We start from the raw sequence: 25,961 nt of genomic DNA, 5'->3' as shown, positions 1-25,961 counted from the left end.
ACAGACCTTCCAAGAGAAGGGCTGCGGCAATGCCGCAGCCCTTTTTCATTGGGCGAGAGGCGAGCCGGAAGCGGTTTCCCGATGCCGCAAAACACTCTATGGTGGCCCAAAGCCTCTGGCTGTTGATAAGTAATTTCGTGAAATCAAAGGCTTAAAGGGATGAGCTCCGGCTCGGCCGGCCTTTGGAGGGCAGTTTGACTCGCTATATCTCGACCCGGGGCGAGGCCCCCGAACTCGGCTTCTGCGACGTGATGCTGACGGGCCTCGCTCGCGACGGTGGCCTGTATGTGCCGGCGACGTGGCCTCAGCTCCCGACCGAGGCGATCGCCGGCTTCTTCGGCCGCCCCTATTGGGAGGTCGCGGTCGATGTGATTCGTCCCTTCGCCGGCGGCGAGATCTCGGACGCCGAGCTTGGTCGTATGGCGAACGAGGCCTATGCCACCTTCCGCCATCCCGCGGTGGTGCCGCTGCGCCAGATGTCGCCGCATCAATTCGTGCTGGAGCTGTTCCACGGTCCGACGCTCGCCTTCAAGGACGTGGCGATGCAGCTGATCTCGCGGCTGATGGACCATGTGCTCGCCAAGCGCGGCCAGCGCACCACCATCGTGGTCGCCACGTCCGGCGATACCGGCGGCGCTGCGGTCGAAGCCTTTGCGGGCCTCGAAAATGTGGACCTCATCGTGCTGTTTCCGCACGGCCGCATTTCCGAGGTGCAGCGGCGGATGATGACGTCGACAGGCGCGGCCAACGTCCATGCGCTCGCGATCGAGGGCAACTTCGACGATTGCCAGGCGCTCGTGAAGGGGATGTTCAACAACCACCGTTTCCGCGATGCGACCGCGCTGTCCGGCGTCAATTCCATCAACTGGGCGCGCATCGTCGCCCAGGTAGTCTACTATTTCACGTCGGCCGTTGCCGTCGGCGCGCCGGCGCGCGCGGTCGATTTCGTCGTGCCGACGGGCAATTTCGGCGACATCTTCGCCGGCTATGTTGCCAAGCGCATGGGGCTGCCGGTGCGGACCCTGCGCATCGCCGCCAACGTCAACGACATCCTGGCGCGCACGCTGAAGACCGGAATCTACGAGGTGCGCGAGGTGCACGCGACGGCGTCGCCGTCGATGGACATCCAGATCTCTTCGAATTTCGAGCGGTTGCTGTTCGAGGCCGGCCGGCGCGATGCGGCGGGCGTTCGCCGCCTGATGGAGTCGCTGAAGCAGTCCGGACGTTTCGTGCTGCCCGATGCGACGCTCGCCGCCATCCGCGAGGAATTCGATGCCGGGCGCGCCGACGAGACCGAGACTGCGGCTGCGATCCGCGCCGCCTGGCGCGAAGCAGGCGAACTGGTCGATCCCCATACGGCCGTGGCGCTCGCTGTCGCTGACCGCGACACCACCGATACGAGGGTGCCGAGCATCGTGCTTTCCACCGCCCATCCGGCCAAATTCCCCGACGCTGTCGAGGCGGCCTGCGGCCAGCGGCCGCAACTGCCGGCCTGGCTCGACGGCTTGATGACCAAATCCGAACACATGAGGGTGATGAAGAACGAACAGGCCGAGGTCGAGCGGTTCGTGCTGTCGGTCAGCCGCGCCGCAAAGCAAGGAGTTGCCGGATGAGCGTCGAGATCTCCAAGCTTCCCTCCGGCCTCACCGTCGTCACCGACGAGATGCCCCACCTCGAAACCGCGGCGCTCGGCGTCTGGGCCGGCGTCGGCGGACGCGACGAAAAACCCAACGAGCACGGCATCTCGCATCTGCTCGAGCACATGGCGTTCAAGGGCACGACGAAGCGCTCGTCGCGCGAGATCGTCGAGGAGATCGAGGCGGTCGGCGGCGACCTCAACGCCGGCACCTCGACCGAGACCACGTCCTATTACGCGCGGGTGCTGAAGGCCGACGTGCCGCTCGCGCTCGACGTGCTCGCCGACATCCTCGCCAATCCGGCCTTCGAGCCCGACGAGCTGGAGCGCGAGAAGAACGTCATCGTGCAGGAGATCGGTGCCGCGCAGGATACGCCCGACGACGTCGTGTTCGAGCATCTGAACGAACTCTGCTATCCCGACCAGCCGATGGGCCGTTCCCTGCTCGGCACGGCCAAGACGCTGCGCGCCTTCAACCGCGACATGCTGCGCGGCTATCTGTCGACGCATTATCGCGGGCCCGACATGGTGGTGGCCGCGGCCGGCGCGGTCGACCACAAGCAGGTGGTCGCCGAAGTCGAGAAGCGCTTCGCCAGCTTCGAGGGGACGCCGGGGCCGAAGCCGCAGACCGCTCAGTTCGGCAAGGGCGGCACCAAGGTGGTGCATCGCGAGCTCGAGCAGGCGCATCTGACGCTGGCGCTCGAAGGGGTGCCGCAAACCGACCCCTCCCTGTTCTCGCTCCAGGTCTTCACGAACATCCTCGGGGGCGGAATGTCCTCGCGGCTGTTCCAGGAGGTGCGCGAGAAACGCGGCCTCTGCTACTCGATCTACACCTTCCACGCGCCCTACACCGACACCGGCTTCTTCGGCCTCTACACCGGCACCGACCCGGCCGACGCGCCGGAGATGATGGAGGTCGTGGTCGACATCATGAATGATTCGGTGGAGACGCTCACCGAGGCGGAGATTGCCAGGGCCAAGGCGCAGATGAAGGCGGGTCTCCTGATGGCGCTGGAGAGCTGCTCCTCCCGCGCCGAGCAGCTGGCCCGGCATGTGCTCGCCTACGGGCGACCGCAGACGGCGCAGGAGCTGGTGGCCCGGATCGACGCCGTGAGCATCGAATCGACCAGGGACGCGGCACGTGCGCTGCTGTCGCGGAGCAGGCCCGCCGTTGTCGCATTGGGCAGCGGCAGGGGTCTGGACACGGCGGTCTCTTTCGCAGAAGGATTGACCCGGGCGCGCGCCAAGGCGCGGCTGCACTAGGAGCCGCCCAAAGGGCGACCGCCCCCGGAAGCATCACCATGGCTCTCTTTCGCCTGCCATCCAGTGGACCCGCCGCCCTCGCGCCGCGCGGTAACGGGCTGCTGCTGCGCGCGCCGCAAATGTCGGACTTCCTGCAATGGGCCCATTTGCGCGAAACCAGCCGCGACTATCTCACGCCGTGGGAGCCGATCTGGCCGTCTGACGATCTCACCCGGTCCGGCTTCCGCCGTCGCCTGCGCCGCTATTCCGAGGACATTGCCGCGGATCGCTCCTATCCCTTCCTGATCTTCCGTGAGCTCGACGGTGCCCTGGTCGGCGGCATCACGCTGGCCAACGTCCGGCGCGGCATCGTCCAGGCGGGTACCATCGGCTATTGGGTCGGGCAGCCCCATGCCCATCGCGGCTACATGACGGCAGCGCTGCGGGTGCTGCTGCCGACGCTGTTTGGCGAGCTCAATCTGCACCGGGTCGAGGCGGCCTGCATCCCGACCAATGCGCCGTCGATCCGGGTGCTGGAAAAGTGCGGCTTCTCACGCGAGGGCCTGGCGCGCCGATATCTCTGCATCAACGGGGTCTGGCAGGACCATCTGCTGTTCGGCCTGCTGCACGAAGATTTCCGCGGCTGAGCATCTCGCGCTGTCAAAGTCTTGATGGTCCCGCCTTGTTTGAGCCTATTCGCTTGCCTTGGGTTCGCCGATTTTGGCGATATAAGGGCGCCGGGTCGGCCGGTGGATCGGCCGGATGTCGTGATGGAGTATGGGTGTCGATGGTGAAGGAGCTTCGATCAACGCAGCATGCGTTGCGGCGGGGAACGGTGGTCGCGTTGGCGCTGTCGGTTGCGTTCGCCCCCGTCTCGCCGGTGGCGGCCCAGTCTTTGAGCGACCGCTTCAAGAGCCTGTTCGGCGGCAAGCCGGACGAGCCGGCCCAGCCCGCGCCGGCACCTGCGCCCGGCCAACCGGCCGATGACGAGATCGATTGCCCGCAGGTCACGGTGCGCTCCGGCGCCTCCACCTATGCGGTCGGTGCCAGCGGCAAGCAGGCCGTCGGCAATGACATCCGCTTTCAGGCCACGATCACCAAGATGGCACGCGAATGCGCGCGGAACGGCGGCGACATCGCCGCCCGCATCGGTATCCAGGGCCGCGTCATCGCTGGCCCCGCCGGTGCGCCTGCTACGGTCGACGTCCCCCTGCGTATCGCAGTGGTGCAGGGCGGCGTCGGCGAGAAGGTGATCGCCTCAAAGGCCTACCGGACCACGGTCGATATGTCGGGAAGCGGCAGCGTGCCCTTCACCTTCGTCGCCGAGGATTTGGCCTATCCCGTGCCGTCCGCCGCCGTCGCCGATTCCTACATCTTCTATGTCGGCTTCGATCCGCAGGCGCTCTCGCCCGAGCCGAAGGGGCGGAAGAAGAAGTAGGTAGGCCGCAAGTTCAGCTGTGATGCCCTGGTTTGACCGGGGCATCCAATACGCCCCACCCTATCGACCAATCACGACCGTCTCGGGTACTGGATCACCCGCCTTCGCGGCTGATGACATCCGATGCGTGGATCCGGACTGGCCCAACAAAAAAGCCGGCGCTCATCGCGCCGGCTTTCTGATTGGTGCAGGCAGAAATCCTAGTTCAGCTTCTGCCTGACTTCGTTGATGCCCTTGGCGAGAAGGTCGTCGGCGACCTGGCCCTTGACCGACCGCGACAGGATCGCGGAGGCGGCCTGGACGGCGGCTTCCGCGGCGGCGGCGCGGACGTCGGCCAGCGCCTGGGCCTCGGCAAGCGCGATCTTGCCTTCCGCGGTCTTGGTGCGGCGGGCGACGAAGTCTTCCATCTTCGCCTTGGCCTCGGCCGCAATGCGCTCCGCTTCGGCGTTCGCGTTGGCGATGATGTCGGCAGCCTCGCGCTCAGCCGATGCAGTGCGCGCCTTGTAGTCGGCGAGCACCTTGGCGGCCTCTTGCTTGAGGCGCGCCGCCTCGTCCAGCTCGGCCCTGATGCGAGCGGCACGATGATCGAGCGCCGACATCGCCGTCTTGAACACCCCGACATAGCCGAAGATCACCATCAGGATCACGAAGGCGACGGCGACCCAAAACTCAGGTGTGAGGAACATCTCGACTAACCCTTCAAGGACGCGTCAACGGCGGCATTGACCGAGGCTGCATCCGGAACGACGCCCGTGAGCTGCTGAACGATGGTGCCGGCCGCATCGGCCGCGATGCCGCGCACGTTGCTCATGGCGGCCGCGCGGGTCGAGGCGATGGTCTTCTCGGCCTCAGCGAGCTTGGCGGCCAGTTGCTCTTCCAGCGCCTTGCGTTCGGCTTCCGCCTGCGCATTCGCCTTCTCGCGGGATTCGTTGCCGATCGCCTGTGCACGCGCGCGCGCCGACGCGAGCTCGCCTTCATAGGCCTTCAGCGCCGCCTCGGACTGATCCTTCAGCTTCTGCGCCTCGGCGAGATCGCCCTCGATCTTGTTCTGACGCGCCTCGATCGCACCGCCGACATGCGGCAGCGCGAACCGGGAGACGATCAGATACAGCGCGACGAAGGCGATCGCGAGCGACACCAGTTGCGAAGCAAACGTGCTGCTATCGAACGGCGGAAAGCCACCGCCGTGGTGACCGCCATCGGCCTCCGTGTGAGCGCCGGTACCCTTGGCGCCGCCATGACTTTCAGCCATGGAGTTCTCCTGTTGCTGTCAGACGCGCCGCCCCCACCAGGAAGCGGCGCGAAACGCGTTCAGAGCGGGACGAACAGCAGCAGCAGAGCGATCAGCAGCGAGAAGATGCCGAGCGCTTCGGTCACGGCGAAGCCGAAAATCAGGTTGCCGAACTGGCCCTGAGCAGCTGCCGGGTTGCGCATGGCTGCAGACAGATAATTGCCGAAGATGAAGGCCACGCCGATGCCGGCACCGCCCATGCCAATGCACGCGATGCCCGCGCCGAGAAATTTCGCTGCTTGCGGATCCATTTTTGACTCCTTCGAAGAAAGACAGGTGTGGGTGGAAAAGCACCCGGATCACTCAGTGTCCAGGGTGAATGGCGTCGTTGAGGTAGATACAGGTCAAGATCGCAAACACATAGGCTTGCAAAAACGCAACCAGCAGTTCGAGCGCGGTGAGCGCAACGGCAAGCGCCAGCGGCATGACCCCGCCGATCCAGCCGACCACGCCAAGAGAAGCGCCGAGCATGGCGACGAAGCCGGCGAACACCTTCAGCGCGATGTGGCCGGCCAGCATGTTCGCAAACAGTCGAACGCTGTGCGAGACCGGTCGCAGGAAGAACGACAGCACCTCGATCGCCATCACCAGCGGCAGGATGTAGCCCGGAACGCCGGAGGGCACGAACACTTTCAGGAACTTCAGGCCGTTCTTGTAGAGGCCGTAGATCAGGACCGTGAAGAACACCAGCAGGGCGAGTGCCGCGGTGACGATGATGTGGCTCGTAACCGTGAACGTGTAGGGCACGATGCCTACGAGGTTCGAGACGCAGATGAACATGAACAGTGAGAAGATCAGCGGGAAGAACCGCATGCCGTCCGCGCCGGCGGTGCTCCGGATCATGCTGGCCACGAACTCATAGGAGAGTTCGGCCACGGATTGCATGCGCCCGGGAACGAGCTGCCTGCCGCTCGTGAGCAGGAGCAGCGAAATGATCCCGACCGCCACGAACATGTAGAGAGAGGCATTGGTAAAGGCGATCGTGTGATCGCCGATACGGCCGATCGTGAAGAGCGGTTCGACGTTGAACTGGTGGATCGGGTCGATTTTCATCCGCGCGCCATCTCTCGTCTGCCGGACAAGCCGACCAGTCAAGGTCGGCCGGCCGGCCGTGCCGGCGAGGCCGGTACGATCATTCCTCTTCTGGTGGGACCAGCTTACGAACCACCGCGCCTGTTTCGACCCGCGCCCGCCGTTCTCACCACATTCACCACGCCGGCGACGAAGCCAAGCAACAGGAACACGATAAACCCGAAAGGCGACGTCGACAGCAAGCGGTCGAAACCCCAGCCAATCCCCGCTCCGACAGCGACGCCGGCGATCAACTCCGAAGATAACCGAAAACCAAGCGCCATCGCCGAGGCTCTGGCCGCTCCGTCTCCTCCGTCACCTGCGGGTTGCTCGGTCCTGGCCCGGCGGTCGCGAATTTCGGACAACCGCTGATCAAGACTTCCGAGCCGTTCGGAAAGCGCGGCTTCCTCGGACGACCTATCGCGATCTCCATCCTCGCCGTGTCCCGTGCCCTGTGTCATGCAACGAAGACCCGAAACGCTTCGGCTGAATGGAAATTGCGCCCGTCACCCTCAAAAGCCGCGCGGACCATACTGATGGCCCATAATCAAGTCAAGCCAAGTCACGATTGCGTCGCCTTCGTTTATGTGTTTGATTTTGTTGATGATATCGCCGTGCGCGACAACGCTGCGCACAGCGTGACGCCGCACCGCAGCAGGTCTGCTCACGATCGGCGGATGCAGCTGTGCTTTCGCGGAGCTGCCGGGATCAAAGAAGCCATCGCGTTCGTTGATTTCGCAGGCGGGTTTTTGGCGGCGGCTCGCCCGATCGGGGTGTAGAATTGCACGGAAGCCGCTAGCAGCGCCGCGGCGGAGAGGGCGATGAGACCAGCAGCGTCATCCACAACATCATGGTTTGCCGCGGCTGCCGCGGTGATGATCGTCAGCGGCGGCCTCGTGGCTGCGCAATCCGCGCCCGACGGCGAAAATGGTCGCTACAGCATGACGCCCATCCCAGAGGGCGTGCTGCGGCTCGACACGCGCACCGGCACGGTGTCGACCTGCAACAAGAACGGCGCCGGCTGGGCCTGCTATGCGGTGCCCGACGAGCGGACCGCCCTCGACGCCGAGATCGGCAGGCTCCAGGCCGAGGTCGAGAGGCTGAAGGGACAGCTCGCGGCGGGGCCGACCGTCTCGGGCAAGATCGACGAGGCGCTGCCGAAATCCGACCCGTTGAAAAAAGCGGAGCCCAAGGTCGCCGAAGGCGAGCGCAAGATCGAGATCCCGCTGCCGAGCGACCAGGACCTCGACCGCGTGATGTCGTTCCTGGAAAAGGCCTGGCGACGGCTGATCGACATCGCCAACCGCGTCCAGAAGGACGTGTCGGGGAAGATCTGAGAGTTTGGATGACGCCTGAGAAACCGCTGATGCGTTCCGTGCCATCGACCGTGCAGGCCCAGGTCATCAGTACCGCCCTGTTGACTGTGCCGACGCCGGGGAGAGGCTTCGTCGATCTCACCGCGGAAGCGAGGAAGTTCATCAAGGACGTTCTCGCGCGCGACGGCGCGTTGACGCTGTTCGTTCGACACACCTCGGCCTCGTTGACGATCCAGGAGAATGCCGATCCTTCCGTGCTCGTCGATCTCGCCACGGCGCTGTCACGGCTCGCGCCGGAGAACGGCGGGTGGACGCACGATACGGAGGGGCCCGACGACATGCCCGCGCACATCAAGACCATGCTGACGCAGACCTCGCTTCATGTGCCGGTCCTGAACGGCAAGCTTGCGCTCGGCACCTGGCAGGCGATCTATCTGATCGAGCACCGCAGCCGCCCGCACCGGCGCGAGATCGTGCTGCAATTCATCGGCACCAATCTGTAGCCCCTGAAACAAAACCGGCCGCGGAGTCCGCGGCCGGTTCGTGTCGTCGATCGGGCTTTCGATCAGTTTGACTTGATGTCGACGTCCTTGGTCTCGGGCAGGAACAGGAAGCCGATGACCACGGTGATCGAGGCGAAGATGATCGGGTACCAGAGGCCGGCGTAGATGTCGCCGGTCGAGGCCACGATGGCGAAGGCGGTCGCCGGCAACAGTCCGCCGAACCAGCCGTTGCCGATGTGGTAGGGCAGCGACATCGAGGTGTAGCGGATGCGGGTCGGGAACAGCTCGACCAGCATCGCGGCGATCGGGCCGTACACCATGGTGACGAACAGCACCAGGATGAACAGCAGACCGATGATCGCTGCCACCTGCGGACGGAAGATGTCGAACGGATGCGCCATCTTCACGACGCCGGCGTCACCGGCCTTCGGATAGCCGGCGGCCTGCACGGCGGCCAGGACAGCCGGGTTGCTATCCTTGGCGTTGGTGTAGGGAACTTCCTTGCCGTTGACCACCACCTTCACGCCCGACCCGGCCGCTCCGTAGCTCGTCGAGTACTTGACGGACGACTGCGACAGGAAGGCGCGTGCGATGTCGCAAGGCGCGCTGAAGACGCGGGTACCGACCGGGTTGAACAGGTCGCCGCAGCCTGCGGGATCGGCCACCACCTCGACCTTGGTCTGCTCGATCGCCTTCTCCAGCGCCGGGTTGGCGTTGCTGGTGATCATCTTGAAGATCGGGAAGAAGGTCAGCGCCGCGATCAGGCAGCCGCCGAGGATGATCGGCTTGCGGCCGATCTTGTCGGAGAGTGCGCCGAACACGATGAAGAAGCCGGTGCCGAACAGGAGCGACCAGGCGATCAGGAGGTTGGCGGTATAGCCGTCAACCTTCAGGATCGATTGCAGGAAGAACAGTGCGTAGAACTGACCAGTGTACCAGACCACGCCCTGGCCCATCACGCCGCCGAGCAGGGCGAGCAGCACGAGCTTGCCGTTCTGCCAGTTGCCGAAGGCTTCCGTCAGCGGCGCCTTCGAACCCTTCCCTTCGTCCTTCATCTTCTGGAAGATCGGCGATTCGTTCAGGCGAAGCCGGATCCAGACCGAGATGCCGAGCAGCAGCACCGAGACCAGGAACGGAATGCGCCAGCCCCAGGCCGCGAAGTCCGCTTCGCCGAGCGCGGAGCGGGTGAACAGGATCACCAGAAGCGACAGGAACAGGCCAAGCGTCGCCGTGGTCTGGATGAAGGAGGTGTAGTAGCCGCGCTTGCCGTTCGGCGCATGTTCCGCGACATAGGTCGCAGCACCGCCGTATTCGCCGCCGAGCGCCAGACCCTGGGCAAGACGCAGTATGATCAGGATGATCGGCGCCGCGATGCCGATGGTGGCCGCGTTGGGCAGCAGGCCGACGATGAAGGTCGACAGACCCATGATCAGAATGGTGACGAGGAAGGTGTATTTGCGGCCGACGATGTCGCCGACGCGGCCAAACACGATCGCGCCGAACGGACGGACCAGGAAGCCTGCGGCAAACGCCAGCAGCGCGAAGATGTCGCGGGTTGCCGGCGGATAGGCCGAGAAGAATTGGGCGCCGATGATGCCGGCGAGCGACCCGTAGAGGTAGAAGTCGTACCACTCGAAGACGGTACCGAGCGAGGATGCGAGAATGACGAACCGTTCGTCCTTCGTCATCCCTCCCGCGCCTGCTTGAGACACAGCCATTGTCGACATTCCGATTCACTCCCCTTGTCTTCTTGGATTTAGAATCGATCCACGCCATGCAGGCGCGCCACCAATCGGGGCCAGCAATTACATGCCTGTTGCGGCGGGCCCAATAGTACTTTCGACGCGAATCGGAAGGACCGCGCAGATATCTATCAGGAAATCACGGGACTGCAGGAACGAAATACCGTGGGTCTGTGGACTCAAACTAAAGTCCAAGTACGGAAAAGCCTATCGCGACGATCCACATTACCACGGACACCGCCGCAGACCAGTATGCAAACACCAGATAGGTCTCCCGCATCACCGTTGAGACTGCTTTTTGTGCATGCGACTGAGGCGGGCGTCGGTCCTTTGGAAGATACAGCCACATCTCGGTGCGGCGGTGGTCTTTGGTCCGCGCCTCCTCCGCTTTCAGGAGAAGCACCAGTGTTGTGATCAGGCTCAGAAAGCCTCCCGCCTGAAACGCGGAGCGCGGCAGAAACGAAAGGCCGATCATGACGCAGAATATAGCGAGGGAGGCAAATCCGCAGGCGCGCAAAACCGTTTCGAAGGCGATGCGGCGCATTTCTTCCATGAGGAGGGACTCCGTCGCCTGGCTCACTGGGGGTCGGGGGAATTGAGACGCGGCTTAGGGTAGTCCCTGCGGGGCCTGTCTTCAATGGTTCCTGCCCCTGGTTCAGAGGCCGATGCTGATGAAATTACCGGCGGCCGGGAGCGCCAGAATCGCCGTGCCGGCCAGCCAGATCCAAAGCGAGACGTTGTTGGACTCCCGGGCGCCGGTGACGCGTTCGTAGATGGCGGCGGGAATGCCGCCCAGGATGACGGTAGCGGTCGAGACCATCAGCGAGGCGAACATCAGCGTCAGCGAGACGCTTCCGAACAGAAGCGGGCCGGCAAGCGGCTGGACATAGAGCAAGGCGAAGATCAGCCAAAGCTGGTTGAAGATGCCGTTGATCATTCCGAAGAAGGCAATGCCGATCAGGTAGAAGTTGTGGCTCATGATGCTCCTCCCGAAAGCCGCGGCGCGAGATCGAGCACGAGCAAGGTGTAGTGGAGCACGATCCGCAGCCAGAACATCCAGACAAAACCGAACAGCCACACGACCGCTGGAGGAACTGCCTTCGGCGTGACGATCGCAATGGCGGCGAGCACCGGATCGGTGAGGCGGCAGAAGAAGCGCCAGATATAGTTTGGCGAGTCGGCGTCTACGAAGAGGCCGAGCAGGAAGCGGCCGAGCATGGTGTACATCAGCGCCGCCAGAACGAAGTTCGGCAGATGAAAATACCAGTATCTGGCGAATGAGTCGGCGATATCCAAAATCTGTCCTCCTCCGGGCGTCGCTCTGGAAGCAGTATGGTCCTGCGATGGCGCTCGCTCCGCCCAGGCCGTCGGGCATTCTTGACCAGCGTTCGTACGCAACAATGTCAAGGCGGGCGTTTCGGGGCAAGCGAGCATGGGCGGTCGCGAACAAAAACGGGGCCTCGCAAGGCCCCGTTTGTCGCAACGTGTCCGATCCGCTCAGGTCGTTTTCTCCTCGAGCACCGTGCGGCCTCGCGGCTTGCGAATCTCGTCGACATAGGCCTGCATTTCCCGCGACGGCGCCCTTCCCAGCAGGCTCACGATGATGATCACGGCGAAGCCGAAGGGCGCACCCAGCAAGCCGCAGGCGATGTTGTTGAGGTTGAACCAGCCTACCTTGTTGGCCAGCGGGTGGGCCAGTGTTGCCCAACTCTCCATCGCGTTGGGCAACGCCATGGCCTTGGCGATGTCGACGAGCGGTGCTCCGGTGACCGGATTGAGCAGCGACGTCATGCCGAAGTACTTGACGCCCGCGCCCGGGAAATAGCGCGTGGTGACGAGATAGAACAGGCAGAGCCCGAATCCGGCGATGATGCCGCAGACCGCGCCCGTGGACGTCGTGCGCTTCCACCAGACGCCCATCACGAGTGCCGGGAAGTTGCCCGCCATCGCCAGGGAGAACGCCCAGCCGACCATGGCCAGGATATCCCCGGGCTTGGTGGCGGCCGTCGCCGCGGCGACCACCGCGACTACCAGCAGGAGCACGCGCGCGATGATCAGCCGGCGTGCCGTCGGCGCGTTCGGATCGATCATCTTGTAGTAGACGTCATGCGACAATGCGTTCGCAATCGCGAGCAGCAATCCATCGGCGGTGGACAGAGCCGCCGCGAGACCGCCGGCCGCGACGAGACCGGAAATCACGTACGGAAGCCCCGCGATTTCCGGTGTCGAGAGCACGATCACGTCCGTGTTGATGACGAAGTCCTGAAGCCGGACCACTCCGGGGTGACCGGCAACGGCCTTGCACGCGGCAATCACGGCGTCGATGTTGACGGCGTTCTTGCCGCAGATCTGGATCAGCCCGAGTTCGCCCCAGTTGAACAGCCAGGGCCTGATCGCGGACAGATCGCGCCCGATGATGTTCGTGTACACCTCCAGCTTGGAGAACGCTGCGTAGGCAGGTGCCGAGAAGTACAGGAGGAAGATGAACAGCAGCGACCATGCCACGGACTGCCGCGCCTCACGCACCGACGGCGTCGTGAAGTAGCGCATCAGGATATGCGGCAGCGAGGCCGTGCCGACCATCATGCACAGGACGATCGCGAAGAAGTTCAGCGGACTGTAGTTGATGAACGGCTGAATGTGCGGCTTGAGGCTTGCTGCCGCAGCGAGTCCGTTGGAGAGCATCTCCTGTTCGCGCGCCGTGATGTCCGCGATCGCATGTCCATAGGTCAGTTGGGGAAGGGGAATCCCGTAGATCTTGGTCGACAGGATCACGATCGGCGTCAGGTAGGCTATGATCAGCACGATGTACTGGGCCACCTGCGTCCAGGTCACCGCGCGCATGCCGCCCAGCATCGAGCAGACCAGGATGCCGACCAATCCTGCGAAAACTGCGATTTCGAACTGCATTCCGAGGAAGCGCGAGGCAATGATGCCCGTGCCGTAGATCTGCGCCGTCACATAGGTGAACGAACAGGCGACGAGCACGATCACGCCCAGCGCCCGGGCGAAATTGCCGCCATAACGGAAGGACAGGAAGTCGGGCACCGTATAGGCGCCGAATTTGCGCAGATAGGGTCCGATCAGGATGGAAACCAGCACGAAACCGCCGGTCCATCCGAGCACCCAGGCGAGGCCGTCATAGCCAAGCAGGAACAGCGTGCCCGCCATGCCCACGAAGGACGCTGCCGACATCCAATCGGCACCCGTAGCCATGCCGTTGTAGAACGCTGGCACGCTGCGGCCCGCCACGTAGTATTCGGACACCTGTGCCGTTCGCGACAGAATCCCGATGATCGCGTAGACCGCGAGCGTGAAGAACACGAACAGGTAGCCGAGAATCTTGTTCGGCACCCCGATGATCTCGAGGACGGCGAGCAGAAGGACAAACGCGACGAATCCTCCGGTGTAGAAACCGTAGATCCGCCCGAGGTTGCTGAGAAAGTCGGAACCGCCGGTTGTGGCCCGTGTAGCCATGTTCAATCCTCCCGATCGTCTTCGGCGAAGCCGAATTCACGGTCGATCCTGTCCTGCTGTCTGGCGAACACGAACAGGATGATCACGAAGGCAATCAGCGAACCCTGCGCGGCCATGTAGAAGCCGAGCGGGAAGCCGAGAATCGGCACCTGGATGCTGTTGAGCGGAACCACGAACATGTGGATGACGTATCCGAAGAAGAACCAGATGCCGAGGTTGATCAGCATCAGGCGCGAAGTCTTGCCCCAGTGGGCTTCTTCTCGTTCTCTGAGATTGTGGGAGTCAGGCATGGGCTGCATTTCCTCTTTTCAGGACTCCGGCATACGAGCCGGAGGAATCGAGGGGTTGCATACCCGTCGCTGCGGCCCCCCCGTGCCGCTTTCCAATCGGTCTTTCGCCAATTTGGAATGTTGAAGGCTAACATCAGGAGTGCCGAGGTCTTTATTATACTTTCGGAGGGAACCGGTGCTGCGGATGCGAACAGCGTTGCGGCAGTTGACAATTTTGCGCAGCGAGCACGGGATAGCACGGCGATTCCGTCTGGCAGGATCGGACTGCGATGAAGCTGCTGCGAAAATTCTTCCGTCCCCGGCCCCCGATTCGCGACCGCGAGGCGCTTGCCGACTTCATCGATGCGCAGTCGGCGTTCATCGTACAAAAGGGCATCTACGAGTATTCGCGTGCTCGCGCCGGCCATTATTCCAAGGTCCTGTTTGCCGAGGAAGGGTTTGCAAGAGCCGTTGAACGTTCGCGCTGGCAGGCCTATCCGCTTGGGCTTGCGATGGTCGGCGAGATGGTCGACGGGGTATTGCGCCCGCACGCCGGCATGCAGAGCCGGGCGGTTCTTGACCGGATGATCCTCGTCGTCCTCTCGGTTTTCGACCGCTATTCAGTGCCGCCCTCGATTGGCGAGGTCGCCTGGCTTCAGGCCCGGCGCGAGCTGGAGCATCGGCTCGACCGCGTCGGCGGGCATGCGCCCAAGCGCGCGATGGACATTCCCGAACCGCTGGCGGAAACCTATTTCACGATGATGCCGATCCACGAGAAACTGCGCGGACGGGATTTCGAGACGATACGCAATTACCTGCGTGTCAGCCTGTGCAACATCCATGACGAATTGGCCGATCGCATCGATGCGGCTGCGGTGACCAACACGCTGCTGGAGTAGGATCGCCCGGCCTCTGCCAATGCCCGGTTTGCCGGCCGGCATCGCGCGGTCCGGCCTTCCGAGGGGAGGACGATGGATACGACAAGTGGTGCTGCCCCGCTTTTGTCGATCGACGCCGTTGTCATCGATGCCGAAACCACCGGGCTCGATCCGCGCAAGGCGCGGGTGATCGAGCTTGCCGGCGTGCGTCTGTCGGCCGGCAAGTTGATCGATGGCGGTTCGTTCGTTCAATTGCTGCGGCCGGCCGATCAACCAATTCCCGCCGAGACGACGCGCATTCACGGCATCGACAATGCCACGGTCGCTGAATCGCCGCTATTTGTGGATGTCTGGCCGCATTTCGAGGCGTTCCTCGGCCGGGCCGTCGTCATCGGGCACATGATTGGTTTCGATCTTGCGGTGCTGAAGCGCGAATGCGACTTGGCGGGGCTGCCATGGTCCCGGCCTCGAACCCTCGATACCAGGCTGCTTGCGGAGATCGTTGCGCCGAACCTCGGCGGATACGAGCTGGGGAATCTCGCAAGCTGGCTTGGTATCGACGTGGTCGGTCGGCACTCCGCTCTCGGCGATGCGATCACGACGGCGCGGGTCTTCCTGGCGCTGCTGCCGAGGCTTCGCGAGCACGGTATCCGGACCGTTGCCGAGGCCGAGCGGGCCTGTCGCGCGCTCATCGCTGTACTCGATGATCAGGTGCGGATGGGCTGGATCGAGGCGGTCGAAGCGACGGCTCGCGTCGATGCAGAGCAAACGCTGAAGCGATTCGACGCCTATGCCTACCGCCATCGCAACCGCGACATCATGCGGTGTCCGGCCATTTTCGTCGCCGCGGATGTGTCGGTGGGTGGCGCCCTGGCGCGAATGACGAGCGAGAGAATATCGGCTGTGTATGTCGGCGCGCCGCATGCGGCCGCAGCTGACGTCAAGGCCGTCGAGGCCGGGATCGTTACCGAGCGCGATGTGCTCCGGGCGATCGCCCGGCTCGGTGCCTCGGCGTTGGAGCTGCCGGTGCACCGGATCATGAGCAGACCGTTGGCGTCCATTCCCGAGGACGCGCTTGTCTATCGCGCGATCGGCCGGATGAATCGCCTCAAGACCCGTCATCTCGGCGTTGTCGATGAGGCTGGCCGCGTCGTCGGTGCGTTGTCCGCGCGGGACCTGCTGCGTCTGCGGGCAGGAGAGGCCATATCGCTCGGAGACGAAATCGAGGATGCAGCAGACACGCAGGCACTGGCGGTTGCCTGGGCGAAGCTGCCGCGGGTTGCGGAGGTGCTCCTGGCGGAAGGATTGTCCGGCCGTCAGATTGCGGACGTGATTTCCAGCGAGCTCTGCGCCCTCACCCGTCAGGCCGCCGTGATTGCCGAGCGGCTCATGAGGGAGTGCGGCGAGGGCGCCCCCCCATCGCCATACACGCTGGTCGTGCTCGGGTCTGCCGGCCGCGGCGAAAGCCTGCTGGCGATGGATCAGGACAATGCCCTGATCTTCGCGCAAGGCGAACCGGGAGGCGACGAGGATCGCTGGTTTGAGGCGTTCGGGGTGCATGTTGCAGATATTCTGCACGAGGCCGGTGTGCCCTATTGCAAGGGGGGCGTCATGGCGAAAAACCCGCCCTGGCGCGGCTCGATTGCAACGTGGCGGGACCGCATCGAGCACTGGATCTGGCGCTCCAGTCCAAAGGATCTGCTGTCGGTGGATATCTTCTTCGATCTGCGGGCCGTTCATGGCGACGGCAGCCTTGCCGTCTCCGTCAGGCAGGCGGCCTTCGCGGCAGCCGAGGGGCAGGTCGCATTCGCCAAGCTTCTGGTCGAAGGGATCAGCGTCCCTGCGAGCCTGAAACTCTTCGGCGGCATCCGCACGGAAGGCGGTCGCATCGATCTCAAGGCGGCCGGGCTGTTCGGCCTGGTCGCTGCAGCGCGTGCGATGGCGATTCGCTACCATGTGATGGGCCGGTCGACATCGCAGCGACTTGCGGGTGTGAAGGCCGTGGTGGGCCGTGGCGAGACCGATCTCGATGCGCTCGATGAGGCCCATGATGTCTTTCTGGAGCTGATCGTGTCGCAACAGATTGAGGATGTGGCGCAGGGAACGCCGCCCTCCAATGCGGTATTGGTAAAGCGATTGTCGGCCCGCGACCGCGAGCGATTGAGGGCGGCGCTTCAAGCGGTCACCGTGATCGATGATTTGACCCGAGACCTGCTGCTCAGGGATTGAGGAGCCCCGTCAGCGGCTTTTGCGCTGCAGCATCAACCGGTTCGCGTCTGTGATTAACTGCCTTGCGACTACGGGCGGAAGGTTGCCTTGCAAGACGGGTCCAGTCAGTGAACAATCATCAATTGCTGCTTGATCAGCAATGAGTTGATATTCTTTCCCGATCTTTCGTCGGCCTGCGGAACAGATGACTGCAACAGCTAATGCAAGCACCCACCTCGTCATCGCCGATGACCATCCGCTGTTCCGCGACGCGCTGCGGCAGGCGGTGGCGGGTGTTCTCCCGTCGGCCAGGATCGACGAGGCCGGCTCCTTCGAGGACCTGACCGGGCTGCTGGAACAGACCTCCGAGGTCGACCTGGTCCTGCTCGACCTCTCGATGCCCGGGATCTCCGGCTTTTCCGGCCTGATCTATCTGCGTGCGCAATATCCGGCGATTCCGGTCGTGATCGTCTCGGCGTCCGACGACAGCGCCACGATCCGCCGGTCGCTCGATTTCGGCGCTTCTGGCTTCATTCCAAAGCGTTTCGGCGTCGAGACCTTGCGCGACGCCATCCTCAAGGTGATGGAAGGCGACGTCTGGGTTCCCGCCGACACCGACCTGTCCGCTGCGGCCGACCCCGACATGACCCGTCTGCGCGACCGCCTGGTGACGCTGACTCCACAGCAGGTCCGGGTCCTCATGATGCTGTCGGAGGGCCTTCTCAACAAGCAGATCGCCTATGAGCTCGGTGTCTCCGAGGCCACCATCAAGGCGCATGTCTCGGCGATCCTGCAAAAGCTCGGCGTCGAGAGCCGCACCCAGGCCGTGATCGCCGCCGCGAAGATCGCCGGCGGCCAGTGGAAGCAGGGCACGCCGGCGGGGTGATTTCCGCTACAGCATCGCCAGGAGCGCGCCGGCCGTCCCGGTGTCCGCCGTGTCGGAGCTCTCGGCAAAGCCCATGAGGGATGTTTGGAGCAATCGTTTCGTCTCCTCGCGCTGCGCGCGCGGGGCAAATAGTCTGGCGAGATCGATCGCGGCCCGTAGCTTTGGCGCCTTGGCGCCGGCTCAATTCCAGGGACTGCATCAAGCGGGTTTCTGCTTGCTCGCCCCCCGGACGCTGGCAGCGACAACACGAATTTGCCCTTCATGCGCAACAGCTCGGGCATGTAGAGATGATCCCGCTCTGCTCGACGAGGCGGATCGCATCGTCGGTCAAGCGCGCGCTCTGTTCGATCTGCCCGAGTGCCAAGAGGCCCTGGACAATCGCGATGTTGAAGGTGGTGGTGAGCAGCTCGTAGCCGGAATTGTGGAACTCGCAGACAGGACTTGATCGTCTCGACGCCACCGGCGGCGTCTCCCCGCCGAATTGCCAACTCGCCATCACACCGCGGCCGGCCGCGAGGAGGGACCATCGAGCGCGATTGGGCATGTGCAACGAAGCGCTCGATGTTCTCGTCCGCGTTCTCGCCTGCTTCGAAGGCGCGATGGAAATCGCGGCCCTCAAGCGGAAAATCGTGCTTCCCAGCAAAAGGGCGATCGATGCGGAAATAGATCTTCTTCTCGATGAAGGTACTTATGCCCTGCGGGCGCGCCTCAACGTCAGCCTGCCGGGTCTCGATCGAGAGACCGCACAGGGCATCACCGATGAGGCGCATCAAACCTGCCCCTATTCCAAGCCGTCCGCGGCAACATCGATGTCACGGTCGCGCTGATCTGACGCACCATCAACAATCACAGGGTACGACGTCATGAAGCGGATCATCGATCAGCACCGCCGCCAGTTCCTCGGCATCGCTACAGGAGCCGTCGCCGTCGGTCTCGGCGTGGTCGAGCTCGCACGCGCCGACACGGAAGTGCCGCGATCCTCCGCAGCGAATGCGTCTTTCGGGGTGATCAAGCAGATCGAGGCCGGCGTCCTCAACGTCGGCTATGCGGAGGTGGGGCCCTCGAACGGACCAGTCGCGATCCTGCTGCACGGCTGGCCCTATGACATTCACGCCTTCGTCGATGTCGCGCCGATCCTGGCGAAGGCCGGCTATCGCGTGATCATCCCTTATTTGCGCGGCTATGGCACGACGCATTTTCTCTCCAGCGAGACGCCGCGCAACGGCGAGCCTGCCGCGATGGCCGCCGACATCATCGCGCTGATGGACAAGCTCGATATCAAGAAGGCGGTCGTCGCCGGCTTCGACTGGGGCGCGCGTACGGCCGACATCATCGCCGCGCTATGGCCGGATCGCTGCCGCGCACTCGTGTCGGTCAGCGGCTACCTGATCTCCAGTCAGGCCGCGGGCAATGCACCGCTACCGCCACAGGTCGAGTTGCAATGGTGGTATCAGTTTTACTTCGCCACCGAGCGCGGCCGCGCCGGGTACGAGAAGTACACGCACGATTTCGCCAGGCTGATCTGGAAGCTCGCTTCGCCGCAGTGGAAGTTCGACGACGCCACCTTCGATCGCAGTGCGGCGGCGCTCGACAACAAGGATCACGTCGCGATCACGATCCACAATTACCGCTGGCGGCTCGGGCTCGCCCAGGGCGAGGCGAAGTACGAGCATCTCGAAAAGAAGCTCGCGGCAGCTCCGGTGATCGACGTGCCGACGATCACGATGGAAGGCGACGCCAACGGGGCGCCGCATCCGGACCCGAGCGCTTACGCCAAGAAGTTCTCGGGCCGGTACGAGTTTCGTCTGGTCACCGGCGGCATCGGACACAATTTGCCGCAGGAAGCACCGCAAGCCTTTGCCAAGGCCGTCATCGACGCCGATGGCGCCTGAGCATCTGTCGGCACCTCGGTCCGGTCAGGCCGGACCGAGGATCGCCCCGTTGATCCCAGCTCGAAGAAGCGTCATGTCGCCAACCGAACCTGAAAAGAAGAGATTCACCGTCTCTGCGTTTATCCTGCTCGCCGTGGTCCTCCTCGTCGTCCTCCTGACCTGCGTGCCGTATCTCGTCACGATCGCCTCTGCGGAGGGGCCCGCAACGGCGGACGCCTCGCCGATCTTCGGCGTCACGATTCCGCCGGGCTACAAGCAGTGGGAACTGATCGCGCCGGCCGAAGAGGCGGCGCCGCTCGACGAGCTTCGTGCCGTCGTCGGCAACCAGGCCGCAATCGATGCCTATCAAGCCGGCAAGCTTCCGTTCCCCGACGGCACCATTCTGGTCAAGCGTGCCTGGAAGCGGAAACGGTCATCAGAGTTTGCGTCCGCGACCATTCCCGGTGCAGCGACCACCGTCCAGGTGATGGTCAAGGATTCCAGGAAATACGCCGCCACCGGCGGCTGGGGGTTCGGCCGGTTCATCGACGGCAAGCCGGTCGACGAGGCCCAGCACCGCACCTGCTTCGCCTGCCATGAAGCGCGGGCCAAGGGACACGATTACGTCTTCACGCGGCTGGCGCCTTAAAGGCCATTTGGAGATCGACATGTCGAAGACATGGTTCGCATGTGGCCGGCGAGGGACGGCCGGAGTACGACGCGATCGTCGGCGCTGCCGTCAGGATGCAGCGCGACTATGACGGCCGCCAGCCCGGTGACCCCGCCAAGGCTGCCGCGGTGGTAATGAAGCTCGCCGAGATGGCCCGTCCGCCCTTGCGAATCGCGCTCGGCAGCGATGCCCGTGAACGCCATTGCTGCAACGGACCGGCGTCGTCTGGAGGAATTGGAGACGTGGCGCGCGCTCAGCGTCTCGACCGACTAATGATCCGCCCGTCTCATTCCGCCGCCACCATCTGCTGCGTTCGCCACTGACCGAGCAGGGCGCGGAGCGAGGCCGGCTTCACCGGCTTGTTCAGCACGGCGACCTTCTCCTCGCGCGCGGCGACCTGCACGGCGGGGCTGCGGTCGGCGGTGATCAGGATCGCGGGGATGCCGTCGCCGAAGCGGCGGCGGATCTCGCGGATGGCGGCGATGCCGTTGCCGCGGTCGAGATGATAGTCGACCAGCAGGCCGGTGACGCGCCGTCCGGCGGTCTCGATCGCCGCGATCGCGCCCTCGGGATCGGCGACCGCGATCACCTCGGCGTCCCAGGCCTTCAACAATGTGCGCATGCCATCGAGGATCGCCGCATCGTTCTCGATGCAGACGATCAGCGCGCCCGAGATCGGCGTGCGCGCCAGCGGCGTTGCGCTGGTCACGGCCGCGGTATGGGTGATCGCCTTTGCCGTCGGCACCGTCACGGAGAAGACCGAGCCGCCGCTGGCATTGGCGTCGATGGCGATGCCATGGCTGAGCACGCGTGCCAGCCGCTCGACGATCGAGAGGCCGAGCCCCAGGCCGCGCGCGATCCGCGCGCCCTGCTCGAGGCGGTGGAATTCCTTGAAGATCTCTCCGCGCTTGACCGCCGGGATGCCGACGCCGGTGTCGTAGACGCAGATCTTGAGCGAGGCGCCGCGGCGGCGGCAGCCGACCAGCACACGGCCGCGCGGCGTGTACTTGATCGCGTTCGAGATCAGGTTCTGGAGCAGCCGCCGCAGCAGCAGGCGGTCCGACTCGACCGGGAGCGAGCAGGGCACGAAGGCAAGCTCCAGGCCCTTGGCGCGCGCAATCGGTGCGAACTCGATCTCCAGCGAGCGCATCAGATCGGCCATCTTGAAGCTCGAGATCGAGGTCGTCATCGCGCCGGCATCCAGCCTGGAGATGTCGAGCAGGGCGCCGAGGATCTCCTCGATCGCCTGCAGCGACTCGTCGATGTTCTCGACCAACCGGGTCTCTTCGCCGTTGTGCTGGCGCTCGACGAGGCTCGTGACATAGAGCCGAGCCGCGTTCAGCGGCTGGAGGATGTCATGGCTCGCAGCGGCGAGGAAGCGCGTCTTGGAGATGCTGGCGTCCTCCGCCGCGCTCTTGGCCAGTGCCAGCTCGGAGTTCAGTCGCGTCAGCTCCTCGGTGCGGTCGCGCACGCGCTTTTCCAGCGTTGCATTGGCGCGCTCCAACGCTTCCGCGGCTTCGAAGCTGGGCGTGACATCAGTGAAGGTGATGACGAAGCCGCCGCCGGGCATGCGGTTGGTGAGCACTTCGATCACCATGTGGCGGTCCGGCAGACGTTCGAGATAGGGCTCGCTGTCGGTGGTGTAGGCGGCAAGGCGGCGCTCCAGCAGGGCCTCGCTCTCGAGCGGATGGTCCGGATCGCCGACGCCGATGAATTCCAGGATCTCCCGCAAGGGCGTGCCGAACTGGATCAGATGCGGGGAAACGTTGAGGAGATCGCCGAACTGCCGGTTGGAGCAGATCAGCTGCAGATCGGCATCGAACACGGCGATGCCCTGGCGCACGTGATTGAGCGCGGTCTGGAGGATCTCGCGGTTGAAATGCAGCGCAGCGTGGGAATCGTCGAGCAGTTTGAGCGCGGCCTTGGCGGAGACCGTGCGCTTGCGCAGCAGCAGCGACATCACGAGGCGGGAGGAGGCCGCTCCGATCGAGGAGGCAATCAGGTGCTCGGCGTGTTGCAGCAGCTCGAAATCAGCAGGTGCTCCGGGCTCCAGCCGCAGGTTCCGCTGTGCGGAGAATGCCTCGAAGGAATGCCGCGCGCGGTCGGGTCCGAGATATTGCGCTACCGTGGTCTGGATGTCCTGCACGGTGACCGTGCTGCGCCAGCGGCGGAAGCTCGGGGAGATCGGTGCGAGCGTATTGGGCACGAACAAATCGGCCTGCAACAGCTCGATCGAAGACGGCCGGCGCGCCAGCGACAGAAGCACATAGGTCAGGATGTTGAGCGACAGCGACCAGATGACGCCGTGCATCAGGGGAGGCAGGTCGGCGCCGAATAACGCCTGCGGCCGCAGCGCCTCGATGCCGAGCGGGCCGTGCTGGAGCAGCAGGATGCCGGCCGTCGAGGAATCCATGAAGCTCGGGATGAACAGCGTGTAGAGCCACACCGCGAAGCCGACCAGCATGCCGCCGATGGCGCCGCGTGCGGTCGCGCGCCGCCACAGCAGGCCGCCGAAGAAGCTCGGTGCAAGCTGGGCGATGGCGGCAAAGGAGAGCAGGCCGATGGCCGCGAGCTGGGTATTGCCGAGCGCGCGGTAGTAGAAATAGGCCAAAACCATGATGGCGAAGATCGCGAGCCGGCGCGAGCGCAGCAGGAAGTCGCTGAAGTCGGCGCCGCCGGCGCGTCCCTCCGGCCGCCGTTGCAGCACCAGCGGCACCACGAGGTCGTTCGAGACCATGATGGAGAGCGCGACGCATTCGACGATCACCATCGCAGTCGCCGCCGACAATCCGCCGACGAAGACGACAACGCTGAGCAGGTCCGCGCCGCCTTCCATCGGCAGGGCCAGCACGTACATGTCGGGATCGGCGGCACCGAACGGGAAGGTCACGAGGCCGGCGATCGCGATCGGGATCACGAACAGGTTGATGGCGACGAGGTAGAGCGGGAACAGCCATCGCGCGCGGCCGACCTCGGCATCGGAGGAATTCTCCACCACGCTGACGTGAAACTGGCGCGGCAGCAGCATGATCGCGCACAGCGACAGCAGCGTCATGGTCAGGAAGTTGCCGATCGACGGGGAATAGTTGATGGCGCGCACCGCCTCTGGCGTCTTCATTGCGCGCTCGATCAATTCCTGCGGCGAGAACATCCAGAAAGTGACGAAGATGCCGGCGGCGAGAAAGGCGACCAGCTTGATGATGGATTCGGTCGCGACCGCCAGCATCAGGCCGTGCTGGTGCTCGGTGGCGTCGGTCTGCCGCGTGCCGAACAGCACCGCGAACGCCGCCATCGCCAGCGTCACCATCAGCGCCACGTCGCCGAGGATCGGGATGTGGGAGAAGGCCTGGTCTTCGCTCAGGATCGTCCCCAGCGAAGAGGCGACCGCCTTGAGCTGGAGCGCGATATAGGGCACCGATCCGATGATCGCGATCAGCGCCACGGTCGCTGCCACCGCCTGGCTCTTGCCGTAGCGGGCCCCGATGAAGTCGGCGATCGAGGTGATGTTGTGGGCTTTGGCCAGCTGGATCACGCGGCGCAGCACGCCGGCGCCGAGTCCGATCATCAGGATCGGGCCGACATAGATCGCCAGGAAGTCGGTCGAGGTGCGGGTGGCGAAGCCGACCGAGCCGAAGAAGGTCCAGGAGGTGCAGTAGATCGCCAGCGACATCGGATAGATCAGTCCGGAGGCGCGGCCACGCCCGGCCGGCGAGCGGCGGTCGCCATGGCTCGCCACCAGAAACAGGAAGCCGATATAGCCGAAAGCGGCGGCGATCACGCCCCAGTCGTGCAGCATGGTGAGCGCACTTCTCCCTGGGCGCCGACGCGCCCGGTCTCATTTTCCCTGTAAATCTAGCGCGTTGTACGGGTGCAGGCGACAGCGAAATGCCGCGCCGGAGCGGGAACCGGCGTTGGCGTCAGGCCCGTAGATGCGGAGGCGATATTTACTTTCCCCGCGAGGGGAAGGAGGGCGGAGTAAGCCCTACTCCGCCGCTAGGGACTTCTCGCGCAGCGGCAGGCCCAGACGCTCCCACACCTGTAGCAGCGCCTCGGCAAGTTGATCGATCAGGCCGTCGTCATGATAGGGCGAGGGCGTGATGCGCAGGCGCTCGGTGCCCTTGGGGACGGTCGGATAGTTGATCGGCTGGATATAGATACCGTGCTCTTCGAGCAGGAGGTCGGAGGCCCGCTTGCATTTCTCGGGATCGCCGACGAACAGCGGCACGATGTGGGTGTCGCTCGACATCACCGGCAGGCCGGCGGCATTGAGGATCGCCTTGACGCGGGCGGCGCGGTCCTGGTGACGCTCGCGCTCCCAGCTCGAGGTCTTCAGGTGCTTGATCGCGGCGGTCGCGGCCGAGCAGACCGCCGGCGGCAGCGCGGTGGTGAAGATGAAGCCCGGTGCGTAGGAGCGCACGGCGTCGATGATCTGGCCATTGGCGGCGATGTAGCCGCCGAGGCAGCCGAACGCCTTGGCCAGTGTGCCCTCGAGGATGTCGATGCGATGCATGACGCCGTCACGCTCGGCGATGCCGCCGCCGCGCTGGCCGTACATGCCGACGGCGTGGACCTCATCGACATAGGTCATCGCGCCATACTTCTCGGCGAGATCGCAGATCTTGGCGAGCGGCGCGACGTCGCCGTCCATGGAATAGAGGCTCTCGCAGACGATCAGCTTCGGCCGATTGGGGCCGGCCGCTTTCAACAGCTCCTCGAGATGCGCAACGTCGTTGTGGCGGAACACGACGCGCTCGCAGCCGGACTGGCGGATGCCCTCGATCATCGAATTATGGTTGAGCTCGTCCGACAGGATCAGGCAGTTCGGAATGAGCTTTGCGATGGTCGGGATGCCGGTCTGGTTCGAGACATAGCCCGAGGTGAAGAGCAGCGCGGCTTCCTTGCCGTGGAGATCGGCGAGCTCGGCTTCGAGCTGGACCAGAGGATGGTGCGTGCCGGCGATGTTTCGGGTGCCGCCGGCGCCGGTGCCGACGCGCGTGGCGGTCTCGACCATGGCGCCGACCACCTTCGGATGCTGGCCCATGCCGAGATAGTCGTTGGAGCACCAGATCACGACGTCGCGCTTGCCCTTGGGCGAGTGCCAGACCGCATGCGGGAACCGGCCGGCCGTGCGTTCGAGGTCGGCGAAGACGCGATAGCGCCGCTCGGTGTGGAGACGATCGAGGGCGGAATCGAAGAACTGGGCGTAATCCATCGGCAAAACCTAAGACGGAACTGACCAAGAGGGCCGCATCTTCTTAGAGCTTTTCCAGCTCCAATGTCTATGCGCTATCCCACATTTGGCCGTGAGAAGCATTTGGGCAAAATGCCCTATCGTGCGATTTGAAATTTGATCCCGATCAAGTTTGCGCAACATATGATGCTGCTTTGCAGCATCCGTCGGGGTGCGATTCTGGCCAGCCTCGATCTTCCTTGGCCGCCCGGCATGCGCTTTTCTTGACCGCG

At 64.3% G+C, this 25,961-nt stretch carries 26 protein-coding genes and 1 pseudogene; 13 read left to right on the top strand and 14 right to left on the bottom strand.

The window, feature by feature from the left end:
• Positions 1-194 precede the first annotated feature (194 nt).
• The 4 genes from thrC to ACYCVF_RS23085 all read left to right on the top strand — a co-directional run bounded on the left by thrC (position 195) and on the right by ACYCVF_RS23085 (position 4,316).
• Positions 195-1,613, top strand: a complete 1,419-nt coding sequence (gene thrC, locus ACYCVF_RS23100; RefSeq protein WP_459600576.1) for a threonine synthase — start codon at positions 195-197, stop codon at positions 1,611-1,613.
• Positions 1,610-2,899, top strand: a complete 1,290-nt coding sequence (locus ACYCVF_RS23095) for a M16 family metallopeptidase (RefSeq protein ID WP_459600574.1) — start codon at positions 1,610-1,612, stop codon at positions 2,897-2,899. The genes thrC and ACYCVF_RS23095 overlap by 4 nt, the downstream gene beginning before the upstream one ends.
• Positions 2,900-2,937: 38 nt before the next feature.
• Positions 2,938-3,525 carry a GNAT family N-acetyltransferase gene (locus ACYCVF_RS23090; protein WP_061022744.1) on the top strand — a complete coding sequence of 196 codons (588 nt, stop codon included), beginning with the start codon at positions 2,938-2,940 and terminating at the stop codon, positions 3,523-3,525.
• A gap of 140 nt (positions 3,526-3,665) precedes the next feature.
• Complete coding sequence (locus ACYCVF_RS23085; RefSeq protein WP_459600571.1) at positions 3,666-4,316, top strand: hypothetical protein; 651 nt, start codon at positions 3,666-3,668, stop codon at positions 4,314-4,316.
• Positions 4,317-4,516: 200 nt separating this feature from the next.
• Here ACYCVF_RS23085 and ACYCVF_RS23080 read toward each other — a convergent pair whose 3' ends face one another.
• The 5 genes from ACYCVF_RS23080 to ACYCVF_RS23060 form a co-directional block, all read right to left on the bottom strand.
• On the bottom strand, positions 4,517-5,002 hold the full coding sequence (locus ACYCVF_RS23080) for a F0F1 ATP synthase subunit B family protein (protein WP_459600569.1): 486 nt from the start codon (positions 5,000-5,002) through the stop codon (positions 4,517-4,519).
• A gap of 5 nt (positions 5,003-5,007) precedes the next feature.
• Complete coding sequence (locus tag ACYCVF_RS23075; protein WP_459600567.1) at positions 5,008-5,568, bottom strand: F0F1 ATP synthase subunit B; 561 nt, start codon at positions 5,566-5,568, stop codon at positions 5,008-5,010.
• A 59-nt stretch (positions 5,569-5,627) separates the two neighbouring features.
• Entirely contained in the window at positions 5,628-5,858 is a 231-nt protein-coding gene (locus ACYCVF_RS23070; protein ID WP_008541273.1) for a F0F1 ATP synthase subunit C, read from the bottom strand.
• A gap of 52 nt (positions 5,859-5,910) precedes the next feature.
• Positions 5,911-6,660: a F0F1 ATP synthase subunit A gene (locus ACYCVF_RS23065; protein WP_459600565.1), complete on the bottom strand. Its 750-nt coding sequence runs from the start codon at positions 6,658-6,660 to the stop codon at positions 5,911-5,913.
• A gap of 104 nt (positions 6,661-6,764) precedes the next feature.
• Positions 6,765-7,139, bottom strand: coding sequence for an AtpZ/AtpI family protein (locus tag ACYCVF_RS23060; RefSeq protein ID WP_459600563.1), 375 nt, complete (start codon positions 7,137-7,139; stop codon positions 6,765-6,767).
• 75 nt (positions 7,140-7,214) lie between these two features.
• Here ACYCVF_RS23060 and ACYCVF_RS23055 point away from each other — a divergent pair, with 75 nt between their 5' ends.
• From ACYCVF_RS23055 to ACYCVF_RS23045, 3 genes are read left to right on the top strand one after another with little or no spacing between them, the layout of a single operon-like run.
• The gene (locus ACYCVF_RS23055) at positions 7,215-7,457 is read left to right on the top strand and encodes a hypothetical protein (RefSeq protein WP_459600561.1); all 243 of its coding nucleotides are present in this window, start codon (positions 7,215-7,217) and stop codon (positions 7,455-7,457) included.
• 42 nt (positions 7,458-7,499) lie between these two features.
• Positions 7,500-8,015 (top strand): hypothetical protein, encoded by a 516-nt coding sequence (locus ACYCVF_RS23050; protein WP_459600559.1) that lies wholly within the window; start codon positions 7,500-7,502, stop codon positions 8,013-8,015.
• Between the two features lie 8 nt (positions 8,016-8,023).
• The gene (locus ACYCVF_RS23045) at positions 8,024-8,497 is read left to right on the top strand and encodes a secondary thiamine-phosphate synthase enzyme YjbQ (RefSeq protein ID WP_459600557.1); all 474 of its coding nucleotides are present in this window, start codon (positions 8,024-8,026) and stop codon (positions 8,495-8,497) included.
• 62 nt (positions 8,498-8,559) lie between these two features.
• Here ACYCVF_RS23045 and ACYCVF_RS23040 read toward each other — a convergent pair whose 3' ends face one another.
• From ACYCVF_RS23040 to ACYCVF_RS23015, 6 genes are all read right to left on the bottom strand, one after another.
• Positions 8,560-10,185, bottom strand: a complete 1,626-nt coding sequence (locus tag ACYCVF_RS23040; protein ID WP_459600556.1) for an MFS transporter — start codon at positions 10,183-10,185, stop codon at positions 8,560-8,562.
• Positions 10,186-10,423: 238 nt separating this feature from the next.
• Positions 10,424-10,792, bottom strand: a complete 369-nt coding sequence (locus tag ACYCVF_RS23035; protein ID WP_459600554.1) for a hypothetical protein — start codon at positions 10,790-10,792, stop codon at positions 10,424-10,426.
• A gap of 102 nt (positions 10,793-10,894) precedes the next feature.
• Positions 10,895-11,218 (bottom strand): hypothetical protein, encoded by a 324-nt coding sequence (locus tag ACYCVF_RS23030; protein ID WP_459600552.1) that lies wholly within the window; start codon positions 11,216-11,218, stop codon positions 10,895-10,897.
• Complete coding sequence (locus ACYCVF_RS23025) at positions 11,215-11,535, bottom strand: hypothetical protein (RefSeq protein WP_459600550.1); 321 nt, start codon at positions 11,533-11,535, stop codon at positions 11,215-11,217. Before ACYCVF_RS23025 ends, ACYCVF_RS23030 begins: the two co-directional genes overlap by 4 nt.
• 201 nt (positions 11,536-11,736) lie before the next feature.
• Positions 11,737-13,716 (bottom strand): sodium:solute symporter family protein, encoded by a 1,980-nt coding sequence (locus ACYCVF_RS23020; protein WP_459600548.1) that lies wholly within the window; start codon positions 13,714-13,716, stop codon positions 11,737-11,739.
• Between the two features lie 2 nt (positions 13,717-13,718).
• Positions 13,719-14,006 (bottom strand): DUF4212 domain-containing protein, encoded by a 288-nt coding sequence (locus tag ACYCVF_RS23015; RefSeq protein ID WP_459600546.1) that lies wholly within the window; start codon positions 14,004-14,006, stop codon positions 13,719-13,721.
• Positions 14,007-14,275: 269 nt separating this feature from the next.
• Here ACYCVF_RS23015 and ACYCVF_RS23010 point away from each other — a divergent pair, with 269 nt between their 5' ends.
• The 3 genes from ACYCVF_RS23010 to ACYCVF_RS23000 all read left to right on the top strand — a co-directional run bounded on the left by ACYCVF_RS23010 (position 14,276) and on the right by ACYCVF_RS23000 (position 17,957).
• The gene (locus ACYCVF_RS23010) at positions 14,276-14,884 is read left to right on the top strand and encodes a hypothetical protein (protein ID WP_459600544.1); all 609 of its coding nucleotides are present in this window, start codon (positions 14,276-14,278) and stop codon (positions 14,882-14,884) included.
• Between the two features lie 72 nt (positions 14,885-14,956).
• Positions 14,957-17,092: a DUF294 nucleotidyltransferase-like domain-containing protein gene (locus ACYCVF_RS23005; RefSeq protein ID WP_459606624.1), complete on the top strand. Its 2,136-nt coding sequence runs from the start codon at positions 14,957-14,959 to the stop codon at positions 17,090-17,092.
• A 184-nt stretch (positions 17,093-17,276) separates the two neighbouring features.
• A complete protein-coding gene (locus ACYCVF_RS23000; protein WP_459600540.1) occupies positions 17,277-17,957 on the top strand; it encodes a response regulator transcription factor in 681 nt (226 codons plus the stop codon).
• A gap of 259 nt (positions 17,958-18,216) precedes the next feature.
• On the opposite strand, the gene ACYCVF_RS22995 is transcribed toward ACYCVF_RS23000, so the two are convergent.
• Positions 18,217-18,453: a hypothetical protein gene (locus tag ACYCVF_RS22995; protein WP_459600538.1), complete on the bottom strand. Its 237-nt coding sequence runs from the start codon at positions 18,451-18,453 to the stop codon at positions 18,217-18,219.
• 85 nt (positions 18,454-18,538) lie between these two features.
• Between ACYCVF_RS22995 and ACYCVF_RS22990 the strand changes: the two are divergent.
• From ACYCVF_RS22990 to ACYCVF_RS22980, 3 genes and pseudogenes are all read left to right on the top strand, one after another.
• Positions 18,539-18,789: pseudogene (locus ACYCVF_RS22990) on the top strand (OsmC family protein); the annotation flags it as partial.
• Positions 18,790-18,820: 31 nt separating this feature from the next.
• Positions 18,821-19,849 carry an alpha/beta fold hydrolase gene (locus ACYCVF_RS22985; RefSeq protein WP_459600536.1) on the top strand — a complete coding sequence of 343 codons (1,029 nt, stop codon included), beginning with the start codon at positions 18,821-18,823 and terminating at the stop codon, positions 19,847-19,849.
• A 73-nt stretch (positions 19,850-19,922) separates the two neighbouring features.
• The gene (locus tag ACYCVF_RS22980; RefSeq protein WP_459600534.1) at positions 19,923-20,477 is read left to right on the top strand and encodes a cytochrome P460 family protein; all 555 of its coding nucleotides are present in this window, start codon (positions 19,923-19,925) and stop codon (positions 20,475-20,477) included.
• 307 nt (positions 20,478-20,784) lie between these two features.
• Here ACYCVF_RS22980 and ACYCVF_RS22975 read toward each other — a convergent pair whose 3' ends face one another.
• On the bottom strand, positions 20,785-24,294 hold the full coding sequence (locus ACYCVF_RS22975) for a PAS domain-containing hybrid sensor histidine kinase/response regulator (RefSeq protein WP_459600532.1): 3,510 nt from the start codon (positions 24,292-24,294) through the stop codon (positions 20,785-20,787).
• A 186-nt stretch (positions 24,295-24,480) separates the two neighbouring features.
• Positions 24,481-25,710 carry a 5-aminolevulinate synthase gene (gene hemA, locus ACYCVF_RS22970; RefSeq protein WP_459600530.1) on the bottom strand — a complete coding sequence of 410 codons (1,230 nt, stop codon included), beginning with the start codon at positions 25,708-25,710 and terminating at the stop codon, positions 24,481-24,483.
• Between the last annotated feature and the right edge of the window lie 251 nt (positions 25,711-25,961).

The organism is Bradyrhizobium cedriense (assembly GCF_054602315.1).
Note: the sequence above shows the minus strand (reverse complement) of the source record. Positions and strands in the feature narration are given on the sequence as shown.